This is a genomic window from Pseudomonas sp. JUb42, from assembly GCF_024807945.1.
Lineage (GTDB): Bacteria > Pseudomonadota > Gammaproteobacteria > Pseudomonadales > Pseudomonadaceae > Aquipseudomonas.
The window spans coordinates 139,498-161,812 of the sequence record NZ_JANUFD010000014.1 but is presented as its reverse complement, the minus strand read 5'-3'; the positions used below and the strand labels follow the sequence as shown (position 1 = coordinate 161,812).

26 protein-coding genes are annotated in these 22,315 nt (G+C 59.2%); 14 read left to right on the top strand and 12 right to left on the bottom strand.

Going from position 1 to position 22,315, the window contains the following annotated elements:
* Nucleotides 1-156: 156 nt before the first annotated feature.
* From M2401_RS25405 to M2401_RS25390, 4 genes are all read right to left on the bottom strand, one after another.
* A complete protein-coding gene (locus tag M2401_RS25405; protein ID WP_259107297.1) occupies nucleotides 157-1,263 on the bottom strand; it encodes a dihydrolipoamide acetyltransferase family protein in 1,107 nt (368 codons plus the stop codon).
* Between the two features lie 139 nt (nucleotides 1,264-1,402).
* Nucleotides 1,403-2,389, bottom strand: a complete 987-nt coding sequence (locus tag M2401_RS25400) for an alpha-ketoacid dehydrogenase subunit beta (protein WP_259107294.1) — start codon at nucleotides 2,387-2,389, stop codon at nucleotides 1,403-1,405.
* The gene (pdhA, locus tag M2401_RS25395) at nucleotides 2,379-3,473 is read right to left on the bottom strand and encodes a pyruvate dehydrogenase (acetyl-transferring) E1 component subunit alpha (protein ID WP_259107292.1); all 1,095 of its coding nucleotides are present in this window, start codon (nucleotides 3,471-3,473) and stop codon (nucleotides 2,379-2,381) included. Before pdhA ends, M2401_RS25400 begins: the two co-directional genes overlap by 11 nt.
* An 88-nt stretch (nucleotides 3,474-3,561) precedes the next feature.
* Nucleotides 3,562-4,584, bottom strand: a complete 1,023-nt coding sequence (locus M2401_RS25390; RefSeq protein WP_259107289.1) for a Glu/Leu/Phe/Val dehydrogenase dimerization domain-containing protein — start codon at nucleotides 4,582-4,584, stop codon at nucleotides 3,562-3,564.
* 196 nt (nucleotides 4,585-4,780) lie between these two features.
* Between M2401_RS25390 and M2401_RS25385 the strand changes: the two genes are divergently transcribed.
* Entirely contained in the window at nucleotides 4,781-5,575 is a 795-nt protein-coding gene (locus M2401_RS25385; protein ID WP_259107287.1) for a SirB1 family protein, read from the top strand.
* A gap of 267 nt (nucleotides 5,576-5,842) precedes the next feature.
* Here M2401_RS25385 and M2401_RS25380 read toward each other — a convergent pair whose 3' ends face one another.
* The 4 genes from M2401_RS25380 to M2401_RS25365 all read right to left on the bottom strand — a co-directional run bounded on the left by M2401_RS25380 (nucleotide 5,843) and on the right by M2401_RS25365 (nucleotide 8,774).
* Nucleotides 5,843-6,415 (bottom strand): hypothetical protein, encoded by a 573-nt coding sequence (locus M2401_RS25380; protein ID WP_259107284.1) that lies wholly within the window; start codon nucleotides 6,413-6,415, stop codon nucleotides 5,843-5,845.
* Nucleotides 6,416-6,666: 251 nt separating this feature from the next.
* The gene (locus M2401_RS25375) at nucleotides 6,667-7,578 is read right to left on the bottom strand and encodes an SDR family oxidoreductase (protein ID WP_259107282.1); all 912 of its coding nucleotides are present in this window, start codon (nucleotides 7,576-7,578) and stop codon (nucleotides 6,667-6,669) included.
* A 133-nt stretch (nucleotides 7,579-7,711) separates the two neighbouring features.
* Entirely contained in the window at nucleotides 7,712-8,398 is a 687-nt protein-coding gene (locus M2401_RS25370; RefSeq protein ID WP_259107280.1) for an LrgB family protein, read from the bottom strand.
* Complete coding sequence (locus M2401_RS25365) at nucleotides 8,388-8,774, bottom strand: CidA/LrgA family protein (RefSeq protein ID WP_259107277.1); 387 nt, start codon at nucleotides 8,772-8,774, stop codon at nucleotides 8,388-8,390. Before M2401_RS25365 ends, M2401_RS25370 begins: the two co-directional genes overlap by 11 nt.
* Nucleotides 8,775-8,976: 202 nt before the next feature.
* Here M2401_RS25365 and M2401_RS25360 point away from each other — a divergent pair, with 202 nt between their 5' ends.
* On the top strand, nucleotides 8,977-9,861 hold the full coding sequence (locus M2401_RS25360; protein WP_259107274.1) for a LysR family transcriptional regulator: 885 nt from the start codon (nucleotides 8,977-8,979) through the stop codon (nucleotides 9,859-9,861).
* 11 nt (nucleotides 9,862-9,872) lie between these two features.
* On the opposite strand, the gene M2401_RS25355 is transcribed toward M2401_RS25360, so the two are convergent.
* A complete protein-coding gene (locus M2401_RS25355) occupies nucleotides 9,873-10,325 on the bottom strand; it encodes a flavodoxin (RefSeq protein ID WP_259107272.1) in 453 nt (150 codons plus the stop codon).
* An 87-nt stretch (nucleotides 10,326-10,412) separates the two neighbouring features.
* Here M2401_RS25355 and M2401_RS25350 point away from each other — a divergent pair, with 87 nt between their 5' ends.
* The gene (locus tag M2401_RS25350; protein ID WP_259107269.1) at nucleotides 10,413-10,886 is read left to right on the top strand and encodes a PAS domain-containing protein; all 474 of its coding nucleotides are present in this window, start codon (nucleotides 10,413-10,415) and stop codon (nucleotides 10,884-10,886) included.
* Between the two features lie 43 nt (nucleotides 10,887-10,929).
* On the top strand, nucleotides 10,930-11,535 hold the full coding sequence (locus M2401_RS25345) for a hypothetical protein (protein WP_259107266.1): 606 nt from the start codon (nucleotides 10,930-10,932) through the stop codon (nucleotides 11,533-11,535).
* Between the two features lie 9 nt (nucleotides 11,536-11,544).
* Here the strand turns inward: M2401_RS25345 and M2401_RS25340 are convergent, their stop codons facing one another.
* Complete coding sequence (locus M2401_RS25340; protein WP_259107264.1) at nucleotides 11,545-12,507, bottom strand: MerR family transcriptional regulator; 963 nt, start codon at nucleotides 12,505-12,507, stop codon at nucleotides 11,545-11,547.
* A 236-nt stretch (nucleotides 12,508-12,743) separates the two neighbouring features.
* On the opposite strand from M2401_RS25340, the gene M2401_RS25335 reads away from it, so the two are divergent.
* The 6 genes from M2401_RS25335 to M2401_RS25310 all read left to right on the top strand — a co-directional run bounded on the left by M2401_RS25335 (nucleotide 12,744) and on the right by M2401_RS25310 (nucleotide 15,880).
* Nucleotides 12,744-13,313, top strand: a complete 570-nt coding sequence (locus tag M2401_RS25335) for an antibiotic biosynthesis monooxygenase (RefSeq protein ID WP_259107262.1) — start codon at nucleotides 12,744-12,746, stop codon at nucleotides 13,311-13,313.
* A 212-nt stretch (nucleotides 13,314-13,525) separates the two neighbouring features.
* Nucleotides 13,526-14,236: a dihydromonapterin reductase gene (gene folM, locus M2401_RS25330; protein ID WP_259107260.1), complete on the top strand. Its 711-nt coding sequence runs from the start codon at nucleotides 13,526-13,528 to the stop codon at nucleotides 14,234-14,236.
* A 20-nt stretch (nucleotides 14,237-14,256) separates the two neighbouring features.
* Complete coding sequence (folE, locus tag M2401_RS25325) at nucleotides 14,257-14,817, top strand: GTP cyclohydrolase I FolE (RefSeq protein WP_259107258.1); 561 nt, start codon at nucleotides 14,257-14,259, stop codon at nucleotides 14,815-14,817.
* A 2-nt stretch (nucleotides 14,818-14,819) separates the two neighbouring features.
* Nucleotides 14,820-15,191, top strand: coding sequence for a dihydroneopterin triphosphate 2'-epimerase (gene folX, locus M2401_RS25320; RefSeq protein WP_259107256.1), 372 nt, complete (start codon nucleotides 14,820-14,822; stop codon nucleotides 15,189-15,191).
* A 58-nt stretch (nucleotides 15,192-15,249) separates the two neighbouring features.
* The gene (locus M2401_RS25315) at nucleotides 15,250-15,546 is read left to right on the top strand and encodes a DUF1244 domain-containing protein (RefSeq protein WP_259107254.1); all 297 of its coding nucleotides are present in this window, start codon (nucleotides 15,250-15,252) and stop codon (nucleotides 15,544-15,546) included.
* Nucleotides 15,539-15,880 carry a HopJ type III effector protein gene (locus tag M2401_RS25310; RefSeq protein WP_259107252.1) on the top strand — a complete coding sequence of 114 codons (342 nt, stop codon included), beginning with the start codon at nucleotides 15,539-15,541 and terminating at the stop codon, nucleotides 15,878-15,880. The genes M2401_RS25315 and M2401_RS25310 overlap by 8 nt, the downstream gene beginning before the upstream one ends.
* Before the next feature lie 238 nt (nucleotides 15,881-16,118).
* Here M2401_RS25310 and trxB read toward each other — a convergent pair whose 3' ends face one another.
* The gene (gene trxB, locus M2401_RS25305; protein ID WP_259107250.1) at nucleotides 16,119-17,081 is read right to left on the bottom strand and encodes a thioredoxin-disulfide reductase; all 963 of its coding nucleotides are present in this window, start codon (nucleotides 17,079-17,081) and stop codon (nucleotides 16,119-16,121) included.
* 125 nt (nucleotides 17,082-17,206) lie between these two features.
* Nucleotides 17,207-17,806 carry a peroxiredoxin gene (locus M2401_RS25300; RefSeq protein WP_259107247.1) on the bottom strand — a complete coding sequence of 200 codons (600 nt, stop codon included), beginning with the start codon at nucleotides 17,804-17,806 and terminating at the stop codon, nucleotides 17,207-17,209.
* Between the two features lie 265 nt (nucleotides 17,807-18,071).
* On the opposite strand from M2401_RS25300, the gene cysZ reads away from it, so the two are divergent.
* The 4 genes from cysZ (at nucleotide 18,072) to M2401_RS25280 (ending at nucleotide 22,308) form a co-directional block, all read left to right on the top strand.
* Nucleotides 18,072-18,821 (top strand): sulfate transporter CysZ, encoded by a 750-nt coding sequence (gene cysZ / locus M2401_RS25295; protein ID WP_259107245.1) that lies wholly within the window; start codon nucleotides 18,072-18,074, stop codon nucleotides 18,819-18,821.
* A gap of 288 nt (nucleotides 18,822-19,109) precedes the next feature.
* Nucleotides 19,110-19,415: a hypothetical protein gene (locus tag M2401_RS25290; RefSeq protein ID WP_259107242.1), complete on the top strand. Its 306-nt coding sequence runs from the start codon at nucleotides 19,110-19,112 to the stop codon at nucleotides 19,413-19,415.
* Nucleotides 19,416-19,453: 38 nt separating this feature from the next.
* On the top strand, nucleotides 19,454-20,035 hold the full coding sequence (locus M2401_RS25285) for a hypothetical protein (protein ID WP_259107239.1): 582 nt from the start codon (nucleotides 19,454-19,456) through the stop codon (nucleotides 20,033-20,035).
* A gap of 1,067 nt (nucleotides 20,036-21,102) precedes the next feature.
* A complete protein-coding gene (locus tag M2401_RS25280; RefSeq protein WP_259107477.1) occupies nucleotides 21,103-22,308 on the top strand; it encodes a glycosyltransferase family 1 protein in 1,206 nt (401 codons plus the stop codon).
* Nucleotides 22,309-22,315 lie beyond the last annotated feature (7 nt).

Below are 22,315 nucleotides of genomic sequence, written 5' to 3'. Positions count from 1 at the left end.
GAGGACTGATCTGTGGGAGATAAATGTGGGAGCGAATTCATTCGCGAGGAGGCCGGTACATCCACTGCAGATTTCTTGCCTGCAACACCGCCTTCGCGAATAAATTCGCTCCCACAGAGTTCGCTCCCATACAGGTAGATCTGTTGATCTCTTTAATTAATCGGGCTGCTCCAATGCCTCCACCAGCGCCCGGAAAAATCGCGCTGCCTCGCCGCCGGTGACCGCGCGGTGGTCGAAGGTCAGGGACAGGGGCAGGATCGGGTGCACCACCACTTCGCCGTTAACCGCCACCGGCTCGTCGCGGATACTGCCCGCGCCGATGATCGCCACTTGCGGCGGGACGACGATGGGGTTGGCGTAGCGGCCGAACAGGGTGCCGAAGTTGGACAGGGTGATGGTCGCACCCATCATTTCGGCAGGCGGAATGGAGCGGGCCTTGAGGTCGGCGCGCAGGCGGCTCATGCCGTCCTTGAGGTCCTGGGCGTCGCGCTCGCCAACATTGCGCAGCACCGGCACGAACAGGCCGTCCGGGGTGTCGACGGCGATGCCCAGATCGAGCTTTTGATGCTGGCGGATCGACAGGGTTTTGCCATCGAACCAGCTATTGAGTACCGGTTCCACCGCGCATGCCGCCGCCATGGCCTTGCCCAGGCGAATCAGCGGGTCGCGGGCCTGGCCCCAGAGGTGCAGATCGGCATCGCCAAAAATGGTCACCGGCACCACTTCGGCATGGGAACGGGCCATGTTCAGGGCCATGCTGCGCCGTACCCCGCGCAGTTTTTCCCCGCCGAAACGATCACGGGCGGCCTGGGCGGCGCCTTCTACATCGGCGCGGGTAATCAAACCGGCTTCGCCACTGCCGCTGAGGGTGCTCAAATCGACGCCCAGCTGCCGGGCCATTTGCCGCACAGCAGGCGTAGCCCGGGCGCCGAGATGCTCGCGGGTGGACGGCGCGGCACCGACGAAGAACTGATCGTCCTGACTGCCGCCACCGCCCTCCAGACGCCCAACCACCGTTCCCGCATCGCCCTCGCCTTCGAATGCCAGTAATGGCTCGCCGACATGCAGAATGTCGCCGTCGCCGCCATAGAGCTTGCTGATCACGCCGTCATAGGGCGCGGGGATATCGACGATGGCCTTGGCGGTTTCCACCGAGACCAGGCGTTGATCGGCCTTGACCGTATCGCCAGCCTTGACGTGCCATTCGACGATTTCCGCTTCCTGCAGACCTTCGCCCAGATCGGGCAGTTTGAAGTATTTCATCTCTTACACTCCCACCGTTGGAGCGAGGCTTGCCCGCGAATACGATGGTTTGATCCAGAAGATACGTCGAATGTACCGACCTCTTCGCGGGCAAGCCACGCTCCCACAGGTCCTCTGTCCTCAGCCCCGGTTCTATGACCTAAGCAAAATTCAGTACGCTGTCACAGGCCTGCAGAATGTCGTCCACGCCAGGGATATACAGCGACTCCAGCCGATACAGTGGCGGCGGGATATCCGGGGCGGTGACGCGCTGGATCGGCGCCTGCAGATCGAGCAGCACCCGCTCGTAGAGACTGGCGGCGATTTCTGCGCCGACGCCGCAGGAGCGCGGCGCCTCATGGACGATCACGCAGCGCCCGGTCTTGCGCACCGAGGCTTCGAGGGTGTCCAGGTCCAGGGGTTTGACGCAGGCGACGTCGATCACCTCCGCCGACACGCCCTGCTCGGCCAATGCCTGAGCCGCCTGCAAGGTCTCGTGCACGCTGGCGCCCCAACTGATCAGGGTGATATCGCTGCCTTCGCGCAGGGTGAAGCAGGTGTCCAAAGGCAAGCGCTTGCCGTCGTCGAGCAAGGGTTGCGGGTTCATGCGGTAGAGCCGGGTTGGCTCAAGGAAGATCACCGGATCGGGATCGTCGAGGGCCGCCAGCAACAGGCCGTAGGCCCGGGCCGGTGAAGAAGGAATCACCACGCGCAGCCCCGGGACATGGGCGAACATCGCTTCGGTGCTTTCACTGTGATGTTCCGGCGCGCGAATCCCCGCGCCCATGGGCGTGCGCAGGACCATGGGGCAAGTGATGCGCCCTCGGGTACGGTTGCGCATGCGGCTGGCGTGGGACACCAAGTGCTCCATGGCGGCGTAGATAAAGCCCATGAACTGGATCTCCAGCACCGGCTTCAGGCCCTGCGCGGCCATGCCGACGACCAGACCGCCGAGCATGGTTTCGGCCAACGGCGTGTCGATAACGCGCTTGAAACCGAACTCATCGCGCAGGCCCTGGGTGGCGCGGAACACACCGCCGTTGACGCCGACGTCTTCACCGAGCACCAACACATTTTCATCCTCAGCCATGGCCCGGTGCAGGGCCAGATTAACCGCCTCAAGCAGGGTGATTTTTTCACTGGTCATGATCTTCACCTCCGGCGCGACGCTGGGCACGCTCAAGGAACCACTCGCGCTGTTCGGCCAAGGCAGCGGGCCATTGCGCGTAGACGTGGTCCATCACCGACTCAGGGGACTGGCTCCCGGCATTGTCGAAGGCGCTGACCGCCTGCTGTACCAGGCCCTGGCATTCGCTGATCAGGGCCTGTTCGCGGCCTTCGTCCCACACGCCTTGAGAGGCGAGGAAGGCTTGCAGGCGTTTGATCGGTTCTTCCTGCCAGGCCTGCTTGACCTCGTCGGCGGGGCGATAGCGGGTCGCATCGTCGGCGGTGGTGTGATCGCCCAGCCGATAGCTCAGGCATTCCAGCAGCACGGGGCCCTTACCCTGGCGGGTGCGTTCGAGGGCAACCTGCATGCGGTCATACACGGCAATAATGTCGTTGCCGTCTATTTGTTCGCCATGGAAGCCCGCGCCCACGGCTTTCTGCGCCAGAGTCGGCGCACCGCACTGGATACGCCGGGGCACGGAGATCGCCCACTGGTTGTTGTTGATGACGAACACAATCGGCAACTGCCAGGCGCCCGCCACGTTCAGGGCCTCGAGGAAATCGCCCTTGCTGGTGGCGCCATCGCCGCAGGTGGTCACCGCGACCCGATGCTCGCCGCGAATCTTGAACGCACTCGCGACACCACAGGCATGCAAGGCCTGGGTGGCGATGGGCACGCAGAGCGGGAAGTCCTGGGCCACGGCAGGTTCGGCATAGTCGCTGCCGCGCTCGTCACCGCCCCAGTACAGGAGGATTTCTTCCATGCGCACTCCGCGCATGAGTTGCACGGCGGTGTCGCGATAGTAGGGAATCAGCACGTCTTCGCTGCGCATCAGGCTGCCGATGGCCACGCCTATGGCTTCCTGGCCAAGGGTCGGCGCGTAGGTGCCGATGCGGCCGGTGCGTTGCAGGGCGACGGCTTTCTGGTCGAACAGGCGGGTCAGGACCATCTGCCGGTAGAGACGGGTCAGCAGGTTGAAATCATCGGCCCAGGCGGGCAGTGACGTATTGAGTTGACCCTCGGGAGTCAGATAGCGGGTACAGGCGATCTTGTTATTGGACATTGCACACTCCTCACACACAGGTAGGTGTGTTCACCGGGAACTCGCCGCTTGTGGCAGCGTATTCACACCGATAGAGCCGGGTAAGACCCTAATCGGTATTGAGCAGACGCTCCGCCAGATCATCGGCGACATGCGCGGGTGAGCGCTTTTCCGCCTGGGCGTGGGCGTAGACTTCGGTCAGGCGCACACCGATTTTTGCCAGGTGCGCCGTGATGCTGCCCAGATCCTCGCCCTTGTGGCGCAGGGCCGCATAGATCAGGCCGCCCGCATTGACCACATAGTCCGGGGCGTAGAGGATGCCGCGCTTTTCCAGCTGGTCGGCAATCTGGGCATTACTCAGTTGATTGTTGGCTGAACCTGCCACGGCTGCGCAACGCAATTGCGCCACGCTCTTGCTGTTGAGTACCGCACCGAGGCCGCAGGGCGCGAGAATGTCGCAGGGCGTATTGAGCAGGGCTTCGCAGGCGATGGGGTGAGCGTTGAACTGTTCCATGGCCAGTTGCACCTTGCCGTGGTCGGAATCGCTGACCAACAGATCGGCCCCTGCCGCGTGCAGCTGCGCGGCCAAGGCATAGCCGACATGACCCAGGCCCTGGATGGCGATGCGCAGCCCTTCGAGATTGTCGCTGCCCAGCCGCGCCATGGCCGTGGCGCGAATCCCGGCGTACACGCCCATGGCCGTGTGGGGTGACGGATCGCCTTCAGCGGTGGTGCTGGTGACATGCCGGGTGTGCTGGGCGATACAGTCCATATCCTCGCTGGAAGTACCGCTTTCCACGGCGGTGATATAGCGCCCGTCGAGGGTTTCGATGAAGCGCCCCAGCGCCTCGAACAATGCGCCGCGATTGGCCACATGGGCCGGGCGCATGATGATCGCCTTGCCACCGCCATGGGGCAGGCCGGCGAGAACGGCTTTGTAACTCATGTTTCGGGCCAGATGAATGGCGTCTTCAATGGCGCTCTGTTCGTCTGGATAGGGAAGATAGCGGCAGCCGCCCAGCGCCGGACCTTTCTGGCTGCTGTGAATGGCAATGACGGCCTTGAGACCGGTTTCAGGATCGACAACCAAGTGCAGTGTCTGCACCCGTGCGTTTTGCATGAGAGCGAACATCGGCAGTGCTCCCTTGTATTTTTCTACAGCGAGTATAGGCGTTGTCCAGAAAAGCGATCGACGACTGCAACATATATGTGCGGCCCGATCAGCATTGCGCGATATAACCGTGACGTCAGTTTTTTGCCACTGGACGAACCCGCAAGCCAGGGCTAAAACGAAGCATCACTGCCCATGAATCTGCCCGGAGAGGTCGATGACTCCACGCCAACATTGTCTGGCCTGCCTGCCCTCTTCGGTGTTCGAAGCGGCGTTGTGGGTGTGCGCCGAACATGACCCGCAATTCAGCCCGAGTCAGCTTCAGCACGAGATGGATTCGCTGCAACGCCAGATTGGCGCGGCGCTGCCGATGATGCCGCGCCAGGAACTGGCTCAGCCCTTGTTGCGCCAGCTCAGCAGCATGGGCTTCCAGCAGGACGACTGGAACCCGCTCAAACCCCAGGCAGCGTTGCTGCATCAGATCGTGCAACGGCGTCGGGGCCAACCATTGGGCCTGGCGCTGCTTACCCTTGAGCTGGCGCGACGCCTGGATATCCCGCTGGAAGGCGTGAACTTCCCCGGCCACTTCCTGCTGCGCGTGCCCGGCGCCGATCACCTGCTCGACCCCTGCGGCGGGCGGCGCCTGTACACCAAAGACTGCCGCGACCTGCTGGCCCGGCAATTCGGCCCCGACATGCAACTCAAGTCCGAACACCTGCTGCGCGCCAGCAGCGTGGCCATGCTGCAGCGCCTGTCACGCAACCTGCGCCATCTGCATCAGGTCAATGATGACCTGCTGGCCTCGCTCAAGGACGCCGACCGGGTCGTCGAACTGGGCCAGGCCACCACCAGCGATCATCTGGCGCGGGCGGCGCTGTACCAGTCCCTGGAATGCCCACAGGCGGAGCGCTTCGATCTGGAACACGCCTTGTTGCTCAGTGACGACCCAATCCAGCGGCTGCGCCTGACCGAGCGTATTAGCCATTTGCCATCACACGGGGCATTTCATTAATACGTACGACTGTTGCCGTGAATGTAACAGTCAATGTCGCAAAGTGCGGTTTTTCATCGGCGCAAATTCGCTAGAATGGCGCCACGCTAACGACTCATCTTAACGAACGTTTAATGTTGAATTCATACAGTCATATTGGCTGGGTGATATTGTCGTCATGCCTCCATGTATCCGACGTTGTTTTGAAGCTCCTGTAACCAACGTCTTGTTTAGCCGCTGTTATATACAGCGGCTTTTTTTTGCCCGCATCAAAGTTGTACGACGTCACTACTTCTCGGTTTGCGCCTTAATAACATCCGCTTTGCCCAGCGCCTTGTGCCGGGCCGCCGCGAAGGTGTCCCCGGTCGAACCGAAGGCTTGCAGGTTTTGCAGCACATGAATGGCCTTGACGTAATCGGGCCGCAGCATTTTTGCGTAGGGGTCGCCGCGCATCTCGTTTGTCGCCATCTCGGCAATGCGCCCGGCGAGGATATCCAGGGCATTCATTTTCGTGTCGGCCTGCAACACCCGCCCTTGTGTATCGAACTCAAGGCCCGTGCGCTGGAATAGTTCAGCGGTGTGATTGTCGATCAGTTTACGGCTCAATAACTCCTTACCGACCAGGCTGAGTTCGTTGGGCGTTATATTTTCCGGATCGAAACCCTGAAACATGGCCCGCAGGTTCTTGCGCTCCATGTCGGTTGTATCGATGGCAACCGGGTCTTTGCCGATTTCCCGTAATACAAGACTGATCTCCAGTGCGGCGATGTGCTGGGCCGGGGTTTTCTGTTCAGTTTTGTCGGTGGGCGGTGTTTTGAATGTCACTTGAGGCAGGTCGCCCCAGATATGGAATTTTGACATGGTGATATCCCTTTTAATTGAAGATGCAAAGGGACTATCGGAGGCGAGAAGTTTAACTTTATGGTTGAAGTGGGTGATGGATTAAATCAAGATCAATACTACGACTGAACAAGAAACATCCTACTTAAATCAAAGATAATTCTACGATGTGGGACCGGCTTTAGCCGGGAAGAGGCAGTCCGATAGCTAAATTTCTATCGCCTGCCATATTGTCTTCCCGGCTAAAGCCGGTCCCACAGATATCTTTGCACTTAGTTCGCGTACTTCTGCAAATTCGCCATCATTTCCTTCAGCGCCTCGACGTTATCCCGTGGATGCGCCGCGTCAGTGAAGTCATTGATGGTCTGCCATTGCGCCGCGACGTCGTCCGGGCTGAAGCCGGCCTGGGGGTCGAAACCGGCGCCCAGGCTGCGCTCCCAGCGCACTTTACCGATCCAGCCGCCGCCGACTTCGAACAGGCCGCCGCTGTCCTTGCATTGCTCGCTGCCCAGGTACACCACCAGCGGGCTGATCAGTTCCGGTTTGAGCATTTCGAAGATATTGGCCGGGATCAGCCCTTCGGTCATGCGTGTACCGCCTGTCGGCGCAATGGCATTGACCATGATGTTGTTCTTGCGCCCTTCCAGGGCCAGGGTGCGGGTCAGGCCGTAAAGACCCATCTTGGCCATGCCGTAGTTGGACTGGCCGAAATTGCCGTAGATACCGGACGTCGAAGAAGTAAAGATCACCCGACCGTAGTTCTGTTCACACAAATGCGGCCAGGCAGCGTGAGTCACTTTGTAGGAACCTTCGACATGGACGCGGTAGACCAGGTCCCAATCGGCGTCTTCCATCTTGGCGAAGGTCTTGTCGCGCAGGATCCCAGCGTTATTGACCAGTACATCGACTCGACCGAAGGCATCCAGAGCGTTCTGCACGATTTTGTCGCCATCGGTCACCGAATCGTGGTTGGCCACGGCGGTACCGCCTGCCGCGACGATCTCTGCGACGACCTTGTCTGCCGCCGAAGCATTGGCGCCCTCACCGTGGGCCGAGCCGCCGAGGTCATTGACCACTACCCGGGCGCCATGGCTGGCGAACAACAGCGCATGCGCCCGGCCCAGGCCGCCACCTGCACCGGTCACAATCACGACTTTGTCTTCGAAACGAACGGCATCACTCATGCTAACTACTCCTGGCTAGGTCCAGACAAGGGCGGACGAGCCGGAAGTGTCATCCAGGCGCGTGCCGGTCACAATCAATACAGCAGACGCTGAATAGTGCCCGATAACGCAGCAGGATGGGGCGCAAACCGCTCTACAACACGGCAGCCAGCAGAGGCGCAGCGAAAAGATTGAGCAGGCCGGTAAGGACCATGACCAGCCCGGCTACTGAGCCTTCCTCGCCGCCGACCTCCCGCGCCCGGCTGACACCGGCACCGTGAGCACCGACGCCGAACAGCGCGCCACGAGCCAGGGCGCTGCGCAGCGGCAGCCATTTGAGCAGCACGCCGCCCAGGGCCGCGCCGAACACGCCAGTAAACATGACGAACACGGCGGTCAATTCAGGGACGCCGCCCAAATCATGGGCCAGGGGCATGGCGAAGGGCGTAGTGATCGAGCGCGGCACCAGCGACATGGTGACCGAAGTGTCCAAAGCCAGGGCCTTGGCCAGCCAGAACGAACTGCCGATGGACGCGGCACTCCCGGCCAGCATGCCGATCAACAAGGCCAGCCAGTTGCGCGCGAGCAGGGCCCGCTGTTGCCAGATCGGCACAGCAAAAGCCACGGTGACGGGCCCCAATACCAGCATCAGCCAGTGGGTGTTGGTCGAGTATTCGGCATAGGCGGTGTGCAGGGGCATGGCCACGGCCAACAGCAGGACCGGCACGAGGATCAGCGGCGACAGCAGATAGCGTCCGGTGCGCCGGTAAAGCCAGCGGCTGAACAAATAGGCCGCCAGGGTCAGCACCAGCCAAAACACCGGCATCGGCTCAAACTTCACGGTTCATCCTCCAGCGGCACACCAGTTCCACGGTCATCGCCGTGACCAGCATGACCGTCAGGGTGCTGATGGCGATGACCAGCATGATCCGCCAACCCTCGTTACGCACCAGCGCACCGTAATCGAGCAGGCTCATCAGCGCCGGGATAAAAAACAGCAGCATCTCAGCCAGCAACAAACCAGCCCCCAACTGCAGGGCGGCGGGCTTGAGCACACCGGTGGCGAACGCCGCGAGCAACAACGCCAGACCGATCACACCACCGGGAATCGGCCAGTCCAGCCACAGCGCCAGGGCGCAGCCGAGGCGGTAAATAGCCAGAAACACCGCCAGTTCGAAAACCAGCCGCCCCAGACGACGCAAAGTTGCAACGTTCATGATCTTTGACTCCTCTGGCGTGCAGTCTAAATCCGTGACTATCATCCCAAAAGCGAATAGTTGGATTCGATGCCATTCCATTCAGGAATCGAGCCAGTATGAGTTTTACCCCAGCAAGCACCTCACCAGGTGGGACCGGCTTTAGCCGGGAAGGCGCATTCCCGGCTAAAGCCGGTCCCACGAGAAAAGAAGGGTCTGACACTTGGAATTCAAACAACTGCGCAGCTTTATCGAGGTCGTCCGCCAGGGTGGTTTTACCCAGGCGGCCAGGACCCTGCACGTCAGCCAGTCGGCAGTCAGCAAACAGGTGGCGCAGTTGGAGCAGAGCCTGGGGGTCGTGCTGCTGGATCGCGAGGCTTCACAGATCCGTCCGACGGCGGCGGGCAACGTAGTGCTGCAGCGTGCCGAAGAGATGCTGCTGTTGCGCAAGGGCCTGCTGCGCGAACTGGACGATCTGAGCGATCTGGCACGAGGCGATTTGCGCCTGGGCCTGCCCATGCTCGGGGGCGAGACGCTGTTCGCCGAGTTGTTTGCCGAATACCGACGGCGCTACCCCAATATCAATATTCAGTTGCTCGAAGGCGGCAGCCTGACCATCGAGCAGGCGATCATGAGCGGCGAGCTGGAAGTCGGCGGCAGCCTGACGCCAGATGATCCGACCTTTGCCTATCAGCCGTTCTGCGACGAATCACTGGACGTACTGCTGCCCAGTGGTCACCCACTGGCCGAGAACGGCGAGATTGAGCTGGCAGAGTTGGCCGACACGCCATTCCTGATGTATCAGCGCAGCTTCGTGCTCAACAACCGCCTGATTCAGGCGTGCCAGCAGGTGGGCTTCACGCCCAAGGAAAGCGGGCGCAGCGGTCAGGCGGACTTCCTCGCCGCGCTGGTGGCCGCCGGGCAGGGCGTGGTGCTGCTGCCCAGCGTGGTGGCCCGTGGCCTGGTACGCCCCGGCATCATCCGCCTGCGCCTGAAAGCACCGGCCGAACTGCGCTGGGACATCGTCTTTATCTGGCGTCAGGGCGCCTATCTGTCAAAGGCCGCCCAGGCCTGGCTGGCCTTGCTGCGCGAACGCTCGACCCTTTAGCCCCGTAGCTTTTAGCCCAACAGTTTGATGAACTGCGCCAGCCATGGCTCGGCGTCGGTTTCCGGGGTAACGCTTTCGCTGGCATCCAGACGCGCCATCTCCTGCACTTCCACGACGCCCAGTTCAGCGAACAGCTCGCGCAGCAGCTCGCCGCCACCGCAGAACGTATCGCCATAGCTGGCATCGCCCAGGCCAATCACGCCGCCGGGCAGGCCGCGCCAGGCAGCGGGCAGGATGTCGCGAATCTGCGAATAAAGGGGTTGCAGGTTGTCCGGCAGCTCGCCCATACCGGTAGTGGACGTCACCGCCAGCAATGCCTGAGGATTGAAAGCCTGCAATTGCTCCAGCGTCGCGCGCGAGTCGTAGAAGGTTTCATGGCCTGCGGCACGAAGTATGCTCCCGGCATGGCGGGCGACTTCTTCAGCCGCACCGTAAACCGAACCGGAAATAATGGCGATTCTCATAGTGCTTCCATCTCTGGGTAAAATCGTGCCGTAGTATGCCCGAAACCACAGAGGCTCCCAGCCCCCCGACACTACGGAAAGTGCTCCATGATCAATGCGAAATTGCTGCAAATGGTGGTCGATGCTTCCAACGACGGTATTGTCGTCGCCGAGAAGGAAGGCGATGACGACAATATCCTCATCTACGTGAACAAGGCCTTCGAACGGCTGACTGGCTACGCCTCGGAAGACATCCTTTATCAGGACTGCCGCTTTCTGCAGGGCCCCGAACGCGATCAACCGGCCCGCGAAGCAATTCGCCAGGCCCTGATCAACGGCGTGCCCTGTCGTCAGGTGTTGCGCAACTATCGCCACGACGGCAGTGCCTTCTGGAACGAGCTGTCGATTACCCCGGTGCGCAACGAGGCCGACCAGCGCCTGTACTTCATCGGGGTGCAGAAGGACGTCACCCTGCAAGTCGAAGCCCTGCAACGGGTCGAGGCCCTGGAAGCCGAGCTGGCTGCAGCCCGGACCGAGCTGGCCGCGTATAAAACAGACGAACGGACGCAACAAAAAATCTAAGACGGAGTCTGCTTTGTAATTACCGGGTAGACCGAGCAAGACCATGCAGCACGACACCCTCCTCACCCAGGCAGAACTGGATTTCATCCAGAACATGCAGCACAACCCCAGGCTGAACGTGCGCGATGCGACACGCAGCCTGCTGGTGAACGGTGGCGTCCAGATTCAGGACCTGCTGACGCGTCTGGCTGCCCATGAGCAAATTACTATTCAGGCGCAGTTCGAAAATCAGCAGATGACCTTCCCGCTGCATCTGGTGGAAGACGAGTTTCATGCCCTGCATCTGGAAGTGGGGGCGCCGAGCATCTTCGAGGAAGGCCCGCGGATTCGCCCGTGGCGCTTGATACTGCCGGAGCCGCTGCCCCTGGAAACCGAGAAAGGCACGATTACCGGTCTGTGGGTCCATGAGCTGTCATTCAAAGGCGTATTACTGGAAAACCGTAACCCGACCAGAACACCCAAGCGCTTCTCGGCCTGGCTGCATCCGCCGGGGATTCGCCCCATTGCACTGCATGGCAGCATCGAACGGGTGACGGAAAAAGGCCTGGTGGCCTACCGCCTGAATCAACGCAACAAGGATCATGTAGAGCGTTTGCGCCAGTACATCCTTGCCCAGCATCGGCAGATTCACCCGACGATGCACAAGTAACAGCAGTATTCAGCTATCCAGATGCCCGGCCAGAAACTGCTGCAAGCGGCGCTGCATCGAACGCCCTTCACTACCCAGGCAGGCCACCGCCGAACCACGCAACGCGTCCTGGGCCAGATCAGATATCTCCCCCGCCATCAGCAACGGGCAATCCAGTGTCAGGCTCAGACGCGTGAGTCGACGCGGTAAATCGAGGGCTGGCGAGTGATTGGAGAACAGCACCAATGCCGAGGGCCTGACCTTGCTGCACACCAGGCTCAACTCCTCCAGGGGTTGCCCCATGGGCAGAATGCGAACACCGGTATCGAAGCTGCCAAGCATCAGGCCAGCGACCCATAGCTCCAGCTCCCGGCATTGCCCCGGCATGGCCGCCAACAGTACCTGCTGTTCTGCTGGCGCAGTGCCCAGTTGCAGGCGTTGCAACGTGCGGGCTCGCAGGAAGCTGTCGAGGAACAGCCACTGACTGGTCTGGCCAAACACCTCTTGATGCTGAGCCAGCCCGCGCCAGACCGGCATGAAGATGTCCTGAAACACCACATGCATCGGGTAGCTGGAAAAGACCTGACCGTAGAGTTGCTCAAGGCGCCGCTCGTCGAATGATTCAGCAGCCTGACGGATCTGTAACTGCCATTCGCCCCACTCACCGAGCACCGCGTCGTTCTGCACGGGCATGGCCTGGGCCTTGGAGATCTTCGCGGTCGCGAGAATTTTGCTGACCTTGCTGACGGCCACACCGCGCTCGATCCAGCCGAGGATGCTGCGCACTTCCTCGACATCGGCCTGGGAATACAGACGGTGACCGCTCTCGGTGCGGGTGGGCTGGATCAGCCCGTAGCGGCGCTCCCAGGCCCGCAATGTCACGGGATTGACGCCGGTCAGGCGAGCCACTTCACGAATAGGGAACAGCTCTTGATCGTGCAGATCAAGCTTCAAATCAAGGGTATAGACGCGGGCATCGGCAGCTTCGGTCATGACAGGAATCACTTGCAAACAATAACGACATTGTACCCTTGCATGGTGAAAAATTGGTCAAAGGCCGGGAGCGACGAAGACCACTGGCTTATTTATGAATTTCAGGAATAATCCTTGCACGCTTTTCCTGGCAAGCTATCGCAAGCCATTGCAAAACTGACCAAGTGCCAACACCCCGGCACCCGGTCATGTGACGTCCCTATCCGGGACCCTCACTTGTTTACTGGAGATACACAATGTCTACCTCTCCCGTCACCTTGATGGTGGCTCGCCGCGTCGCCCATGGCCGCTATCAGGAACTGATGAGCTGGCTGCACGAAGGCGAACAGCTCGCCACGGATTTTCCCGGCTACCTCGGGTCCGGTGTCCTGGCCCCGCCTCCTGGCGGTGATGAATTCCAGATTATTTTCCGTTTCGCCAACGCCGAAACCATGCACGCCTGGGAGCATTCTTCCTCGCGACGCTCCTGGCTGGTGCGCGGCAGTGGCATGTTTATCCAGCCATCCGAGCGTCGGGTCAGTGGTATCGAGGGCTGGTTCGGCGCCGTTGATGCACGCCCGCCGCGCTGGAAACAGGCCGTCGCCATCTGGCTGGCGTTTTTCCCGGTGTCACTGGTATTCAACTATCTGCTCGGTCCGCTGCTCAATCACCTGGAACTGCTGCCACGGATCATGCTCAGTACCCTGGTGCTGACCCCGCTCATGGTGTTCCTGTTTATCCCGCTATCGACCCGCCTGCTGGCGCCATGGCTGAATAGCACACCTGCCACGCCCGTAAGGCCTGTGGAGTCGGCGTCGACGCATTAATGCCTATGCCATGCGTTTTTCCGTAGGAGCAACTTCAGCCGCGAGGGCGCCCTCCCGGCTAAAGCCGGTCCTACGGTGATGTGAGCCTGGTAAACCTGACGCACACGTCAACCACGGTTGTTTGCCGCCGACCGTTGGTATAACTTCCCTTCCAACGTAGGAAAATTCCCTTCGCAACGTAGTACACCCTCTTTTTGCCCGTGAGCGTCCCAATGGCCTCTGCCTCTGCCCCGATCCTGATCACCGGCGCCAGCCAGCGCGTGGGTCTGCATTGCGCGCAGCGTCTGCTGGCGGATGGCTTCCCGGTGATATTCAGCTATCGCAGCGAACGCCCCGGCGTCGCGTTATTGCGTGAGCAAGGGGCCATTGCGATTCACGCCGACTTCGCCAGCGAAGCGGGCATCATGGCCTTTATCGAGGCGCTCAAGGCCCACACCGACAGCCTGCGGGCGATTGTGCATAACGCCTCGCAATGGCTGGGCGAGACACCTGGCGCAGAGGCCGAGGCATTTACCCGCATGTACAACGTGCACATGCTGGCGCCCTACCTGATCAATCTGCATGGCGCCGAGCTACTTTCCCACAGTGAATTTGCCGACATCGTACATATCAGCGATGACGTGACCCGCAAGGGCAGCAGCAAGCACACCGCCTACTGCGCCACCAAGGCCGGGCTGGACAGCCTGACCCTGTCGTTTGCCGCGCGCTTTGCCCCGGCCATCAAGGTCAACGGCATCGCTCCGGCCCTGCTGATGTTTCAACCCGAGGACAACGCGGCCTACCGCGCCCAGGCCCTGGCCAAGTCGGCCATGGGTATCGAACCCGGTGCCGAGGTGATCTACCAAAGCCTGCGCTATCTACTGGACAGCCCGTATGTCACCGGCACAACCCTGACCGTTAACGGCGGACGGCACCTAAAATAAGCCGCCCCGAGGATCCTTCAATGACCCTGTCCCTGCCTCAGCACTACCGCGAAATTCTCGTCGGTCTGGGTGAAAACCCGGATCGTGAAGGCCTGCTGGACACCCCGCAACGCGCCGCCAAGGCCATGCAATACCTGTGTCACGGCTACGAACAAAGCATCGAGGAAATCGTCAACGGCGCACTGTTTGCCTCTGACAACGACGAGATGGTGATCGTCAAAGACATCGAGCTGTATTCGTTGTGCGAGCACCACTTGCTGCCGTTTATCGGCAAGGCCCATGTGGCCTACATTCCGACCGGCAAGGTCCTGGGGCTGTCGAAGATCGCTCGCCTGGTGGACATGTTCGCCCGGCGCCTGCAGATCCAGGAAAACCTCACCCGGCAAATCGCCGATGCGATTCAGGAAGTGACCAACGCCGCTGGCGTCGCAGTAGTTATCGAGGCCAAGCACATGTGCATGATGATGCGCGGTGTCGAGAAGCAGAACTCGACCATGAACACTTCGGTGATGCTCGGCGCCTTCCGCGAGTCCAACACCACTCGCATGGAATTCCTGCAACTGATCGGACGGAGCAAATAACGATGCCCATACTGGAACCGGGAACCGCACGTATTCGGGTCAAGGATCTGCGCCTGCGCACGTTCATTGGCATCAACGAAGACGAGATCATCAACAAGCAGGATGTGCTGATCAACCTGACTATTCTCTATCCCGCTCAGGAAGCCGTGCGCGATAACGATATCGATCACGCGCTGAACTACCGCACCATCACCAAGGCCATCATTCAGCATGTGGAAGGCAACCGCTTCGCCCTGCTCGAGCGCCTGACCCAGGAAGTACTGGACCTGGTGATGAGCCACGCCGAGGTGTCCTACGCCGAAGTGGAAGTCGACAAGCCCCACGCCCTGCGCTTTGCCGAGTCGGTGTCGATTACCTTGGCGGGACGCCGCTGAAACTTTTATCATCCGCGCCCTCAGCCCGCACACGACTTACGAACCAGAGCCCCCGATCATGACCGACCAAGAACGTCTCGAACTCGAAGCCGCCGCCTTCCGCCGCCTGGTCGCCCATCTGGACAGCCGCAAGGACGTGCAGAACATCGACCTGATGAACCTCTCAGGCTTCTGCCGCAACTGCCTGTCCAAGTGGTACAAGGCCGCCGCCGATGAAAAACACATCGAGCTGAGCCTCGATGACGCCCGCGAAGTGGTTTACGGCATGCCGTACAGCGAGTGGAAAGCCCAGTACCAGAAAGAAGCCAGCGCCGAACAACACGCCGCGTTCGCCAAGGAACCGAAACATGACTGACCTGAACACCCTGCGTAGCAGCCTGCGCAGCGGCGAACACGCCTTCGCCGACACCCTGGCCTTTGTTGCCGAACACTACGACTATCAGCCCCAGGCCTTCAGCAACGGCCCCGTGGACAACGCCGCCGGGCAGAACGAAGGCTCGTGCAAGACACTGGGCCTGGCCCTGCTCGAAGGCCTGAGCGACGAAGAAGCCCTGCTCGCCTTTGGCGAACACTATCGCTCGGTCAAGGCCACGCCTGAGGGCAGCGACCACGGCAATATTCGTGCGTTGATTGCCCATGGCCTGGCCGGGGTGAAGTTTAGCGGTGAGCCACTGACCCGCAAGGGCTGAAATGTTTTGCAGAGCGACCCATGACTATCTGAAATAACACCGTGTTGTAGGAGCGAATTCATTCGCGAAGAGGCCATTGCAGGCGATACACCTCTAGTGGTTGAACTACCGCTTTCGCGAATGAATTCGCTCCCACAGAATGCGTTCCCACCCTGCACGGGGTTCGCTGCAGGCGTTGGGTAACCGCCCACAAAAAACCGCCTGCAATCAGGCGGTTTTTTGTTATTGCCAAACGCAATCAGAACGAGGCGTTGGCCAGGCCGTCCAGATAACGCTCGACGTCCAGTGCCGCCATGCAGCCGGCGCCGGCCGAGGTGATCGCCTGACGGTAAACGTGGTCAGCCACGTCGCCTGCGGCGAAGACACCTTCAACGCTGGTTGCAGTCGCATTGCCTTCACGGCCGCCCTGAACTACCAGATAGCCATCTTTCAGCGCCAACTGACCGTCGAACAGCGACGTGTTCGGGGTATGGCCAATGGCAATGAACACGCCATCGACTTTCAGCTCGGCGAAGCTGCCGTCGTTGTTTTTCAGACGTGCACCGGTCACGCCCATATTGTCACCCAGCACTTCGTCCAGGGTGGCGTTGAGCTTGAGCTCGATCTTGCCTTCAGCAACACGGGCGTGCAGCTTGTCGATCAGAATCTTCTCGGCGCGGAATGTCTCGCGACGGTGAACCAGGGTCACCTTGCTGGCGATATTGGCCAGGTACAGTGCCTCTTCCACGGCGGTGTTGCCGCCACCGACCACCGCGACTTCGCGGTTGCGGTAGAAGAAGCCGTCACAAGTGGCACAGGCAGAAACGCCCTTGCCCATGAAGGTCTCTTCCGACGGCAGACCCAGGTAACGGGCGCTGGCGCCCGTGGCGATGATCAGCGCGTCGCAGGTGTAGGTACCGCTGTCGCCCTTAAGGCTGAACGGCTTGCCTGCCAGATCGACGGCATTGATATGGTCGAAGACGATTTCGGTCTCAAAGCGCTCGGCGTGCTCGCGCATCCGCTCCATCAGCACCGGGCCGGTCAGGCCGTGGACATCACCGGGCCAGTTATCGACTTCGGTGGTGGTGGTCAATTGACCGCCAGCCTGCATGCCGGTGATCAGCAGCGGCTTGAGGTTGGCACGGGCGGCATACACCGCCGCGCTATAACCGGCAGGGCCGGAGCCGAGAATAATCACTCGGGAATGACGTACATCAGACATGACACACTCCTATCGACCGGCCATCTAAAGCCGTGGTCGGAACGGCTGTATGAATAGGGGCTGCCAAATATCGGCCCGGCAACCCTGAAAGTATTGACGCTGCGACCTCGGCCGCAGCGAAGGTCTTACAGGCTGGTGGCGTTCTCGGCCAGGTAGTCAGCCACGCCCTTGGCGTCGGCCTTCATGCCTTTCTGGCCCGGACGCCAGCCGGCAGGGCAGACTTCGCCGTGCTCTTCGGTGAATTGCAGGGCTTCGACCAGACGCACCATGTCGTCCACGTCACGGCCCAGTGGCAGGTTGTTCACCACCTGATGCTGAACCACACCGGCCTTGTCGATTAGGAACGAAGCGCGCAGGGCGACGCCGTCGTCGTGCTCGATGCCGTAGGCACGGGTGATTTCGTGTTTGACGTCAGCCACCATGGTGAACTGCACTTCGCCGATGCCACCCTTGGCCACCGGGGTGCTGCGCCAGGCATGGTGAGTGAACTGCGAGTCGATGGACACACCGACCACTTCCACACCCAGATCGCGGAACTTGGCGATGCGGTTGTCGTGGGCAATGATTTCCGACGGGCAGACAAAGGTGAAGTCCAGAGGCCAGAAAAACAGCACCACGTACTTGCCGCGCAGGGAGGACAGCTTGAAGCTGTCGACGATGGAGCCATCACCCAGTACTGCCGCAGCATCGAAATCCGGGGCCTGCTTGTTTACCAGTACGCTCATGACATCTCCTTGGAGGTTCAAGGTTAAAAGGAAAGGGTTAATAAGTTGTCGGGCAGCTTATAGAGACCGCAAAGATTAAGGAAATATCGTTTTACAATCCACCTTATAGGCAAGCGCTATCCCTACAAACTGTTACGAACGCCTGTCCGTCTGACTCTAGGCCCAGGCGCTGCAGATGGCGAATGCTCCAGCGCTTCCAGATCCCCTTTCAAGCCCCAGACAAAGCCGGTAAGGTCGGGCGGTTTTCCACCGTTTGGAGGCTGTCATGCCTGCTCCCGCTCTATCGGGCCCGCAATACCTGCGCGAAGGCCTGAAACTGGTTCTCAGCCCCGGCCTGCGACTCTTTGTCCTGCTGCCCCTGGCGATCAACCTGATTCTGTTCAGCGGCCTGATCTACCTGGCCGTGCACCAGTTCGAAATGTGGGTCGATACTTTCATGCCGACCCTGCCCCACTGGCTGAGCTTCCTCAACTACATCCTCTGGCCGCTGTTCGTCGTGCTGGTCCTGCTGATGGTGTTCTTCACCTTCACTATGATCGCCAACGTCATCGCCGCGCCATTCAACGGTTTTCTTTCGGAAAAGGTCGAGGTGGTGATCCGTGGCACCGACGACTTCCCCTCCTTCAGCTGGGCCGAACTGATCGAGATGGTGCCCCGCACCTTCGGCCGGGAAATGCGCAAGCTGGGTTATTTCCTGCCGCGCACTATCGGCCTGTTCATCCTGTCCTTCATCCCCGTGGTCAACCTGATCGCCACGCCGTTGTGGCTGGTCTTCGGTATCTGGATGATGGCCATCCAGTACATCGACTATCCGGCGGACAACCACAAACTGGGCTGGAACGAAATGCTTGCCTGGCTGCGGCAGAAACGCTGGCAGAGCATGAGCTTCGGCGGCATCGTCTACCTGGCGTTGCTGATTCCCGTGGTCAATATCCTGATGATGCCGGCGGCAGTGGCTGGGGCCACCTTGTTCTGGGTCAGGGAGAATGGGGCTGAGGCATTGGTTGCCAAATAGATTTGCTTGTTACGACAAAGGCCCATGATTGGGCCTTTTTTTAATTCTGGAATATTCCTACATAAAAAATACAAACACCTTACGCACTAGAAAGAACAAATAACACATCGGCAAACAATGATTACGACAGGCAATAATTCGCCGAGGCATTACAAGATATGTATAAAGCCTCGGCACTCTGAAACATTTATACCCCGCAAATATTGAACAACGCATTGAATGTATGTATTGGCATTCTTGTTGCTCCCTTCTGTCACGCCACAATCGAGAACAGGAGCAGCACGCCATATGGATACAAATCTGAAGCCCGGCACCACCCAACGCCAGCCCAAGCTTGCCCCGGCCACACTTGAACGGCAGAAGCTGGATTGTGGATCACAGTTTTCGCAAATCTTGAACAAGCTCACAAAACCCAAGATAGCGGATATAAAACCCCAACCGGCTGCACTGGCACCGTTGGTGAAGCCTCGCGCTCATTTGGAACTGGCCAGCCTGAAGAGACTTGAGGAGTTATATATACCAGGGCCGGCGGCATTGGAGAGGGTGGAAAAGGCCCGTGTATTTATCCAAACGACGCCAACTAATAAAGGGTAAGGCGCCCCTCATCATCGTCCATAAAAAAAGGAGTTGATATGTATATAAATTCGAGCAATGGAGCAACGCCGATAGTTCAGGCGCGAGAGACAACCGCTTTCCCACTAACAGTCGGTAAACACTCGTTTGATGAGATATTGAAGGAGGCATCCTCTACACCGGTGACCAGCGAAAAACCTGGCGCTTCTTCAGTAGTTACGGAAACACTCATTACTCTTAAAAAGGATCAAGGCGTTCTATCCCATGAAGACGAGCAAGCGTCATCACCCTTACCCGAAATGAGCTCCCAAGCCAGAAATCGATTTGAGCATTTGCTAGCGGATATGGCTGAACGTCCTGACTGGGCAGAGAGATGGATGCATATGTGCATAAAGGATTCACAGGGCACTCCGCTCTTTACCCTCAGCTGCCATCCCCCACGCTTTGTCGAATCGGGTGAGATTTATACCGAAGAAAAGCAGGAGTATCTTTTTCGCATCGCCTGCCTCTATGAAGAAGGCCGCAAAAAACTATATGAAGCAGAGCTAGCCAAAGGCACTCCTCTGCTGGAAATCGTAGAGAAGGTCTTCCGCTATAACTGCACTATGCCCGAGGACTTTCGTCGAATGACGGGGTGGTAGCTACCCATACACATATAGAGAAACAGCAGTGCGAGCAAAGTCACTCGCACTGCTGATGTTATCACCACCTCACTGTTATACCGCCTTTTACCCCCCCACTCGGGGTTAAAAGGTCGCCCCACCGCCTTAACAAGAAAATAAAAGGGCATTGATGCACCGGCATAATTGAATCGTTTAGTCATTCCCGACCTTGTACCTGAAATTTCCTCACACTGATCCCATAGCATGTTACATAACAGGACTTGGTATCTCTGATGCTTCGGGGTCCAGGTCCAGCTCACGCTTGTGATTTTTTCGTAATCCGGAGCCTTCGCATCGAAGGGAATGAATACTTTATGCTGGTCTCCGCTCTTATAGGTATAGGGAATTTCAACACTATAGCTATACTCTCCTGCCAGCACAACCTGACTGTCCAGCCCAGCAATAGAACCAATAATTGCAGACAATAGGATACCGTTCAACTTTTAAAGTTTTTCATTTTTTGTTCCTGAAAAATTCGGGATGAATATCTACCTCGAAAAAATTTGAGATAGATCATTCAAACTGTCGACAGACCTCACCTAGAGAGATCTTTCAATCGACACCCCCGACGTTATTCAGAAACGAATCGGCGTCAATGGCAAAACCGGCTAAAAATCAACTTACAGAAAACTCCTACTTATGTATCAGACGTAAAACTTCCATCTTGCACTTCCGAGCAAAAAACTGTTTACCCCGAGAGATTTTCAATATTAACTAATTACGCACCAATAAACGCCTGCACAGTTATTCCTATATCGCAATTCGCACAGAAAACAACAAACCTGTATGAGGCGACTTGCTGGCGATGGCGTGAGATCAGGCAGTGGCATCGTTGCGATGCGCTTCGCACTCGATCGCCACGGTGCGGCGATCCGACAAGCCGATTCCCACGAGTTCTGCGTCCGCTGCACTAAAGCGCAGTGTCAGGCCCTACCGGAAAGCTCTCAGATACCTCGACCAGAGCATCACAGCCCTTTCGTAAATCCGTCACAAATCCATCATCCACAAGCCACAGAAACGAAATGCAACAAGTCGACACTGGGGTCATGAGTAAAATCCTGCACGTCACCCTCATCACCGAAACCTTCAGCCCGGAAATCAATGGCGTCGCCAATACCCTGGGGCGGCTGTGTGACGGGTTGCGTTTGCGTGGGCATCGGGTCGAGTTGATCCGGCCGCGACAGAGCGCGGAGACGGGGTTTGTCGCGGCGGATGATCTGATGCTGTGTCGCGGCTGGCCGATTCCGGGTTATCCGGGGCTGCAATGGGGCCAGTCGTCGATGCACAAGTTGTTGCGGCGCTGGCAACGGCAGCGCCCGGATGTGCTGTATATCGCCACTGAAGGACCGCTGGGGCTGTCGGCGCTGCGGGCGGCGCGGCGTCTGGGGATTGCGGTGATCAGTGGTTTTCACACCAACTTCCAGCAATACACCCGACCTTATGGCATGGGCTTCATCACGCGTCTGCTGACCCATTACCTGCGCTGGTTCCATAACCGCTCGCGGGTGACCCTGGTGCCCAGCGTCAGCCAGAAGATGGAACTGGAGCGGCGCGGTTTCGAGCGCATCGAGTTGCTGTCCCGGGGTGTCGACAGCCAGCTGTTCCATCCGGCCAGGCGCTCGCAAAGTCTGCGTGAAAGTTGGGGTCTGACGGCAGATGACATCGTCGTGCTGCATGTCGGCAGGCTGGCGCAAGAGAAAAATCTCGGCCTGCTCAAGTCCAGCTTTGAAGCCTTGCAAACCACTCATCCCGAGCGCTGCCTGAAACTGGTGATCGTCGGCGACGGACCACAACGCGCCCTGCTTGAACAGCAGATGCCCGAGGCTATTTTTTGTGGCACGCAACGGGGCGAAGCCTTGGCCACGCACTATGCGTCAGGGGATCTGTTTATCTTTCCAAGCCTGACCGAGACCTTCGGCAATGTCGTGCTCGAGGCGCTGGCCTCTGGCCTGGCCGTGGTGGCCTACGATGAAGCAGCCGCCGCCCAACATATCCGCCACGGGCATAACGGCGCGCTGGCGATGCCAGGGGACGAGGAAGCCTTTATCGATGCGGCGTGCTGGATGCTGGATAACAGCGAGACCCTGCGCACCGTGCGCCTGAACGCGCGACGCCATGCCAGCCGTCAGGGTTGGGGCGCGGTGATCGATATGTTCGAGCGGCATTTGCACAATGTCTGCCCGGCCAATGAAGCGCTCGGCGCAGAAAGGATGATCGGCGGGTCGACCACGGCTGCCAGCGGCAAGCCGTGATCGTGTC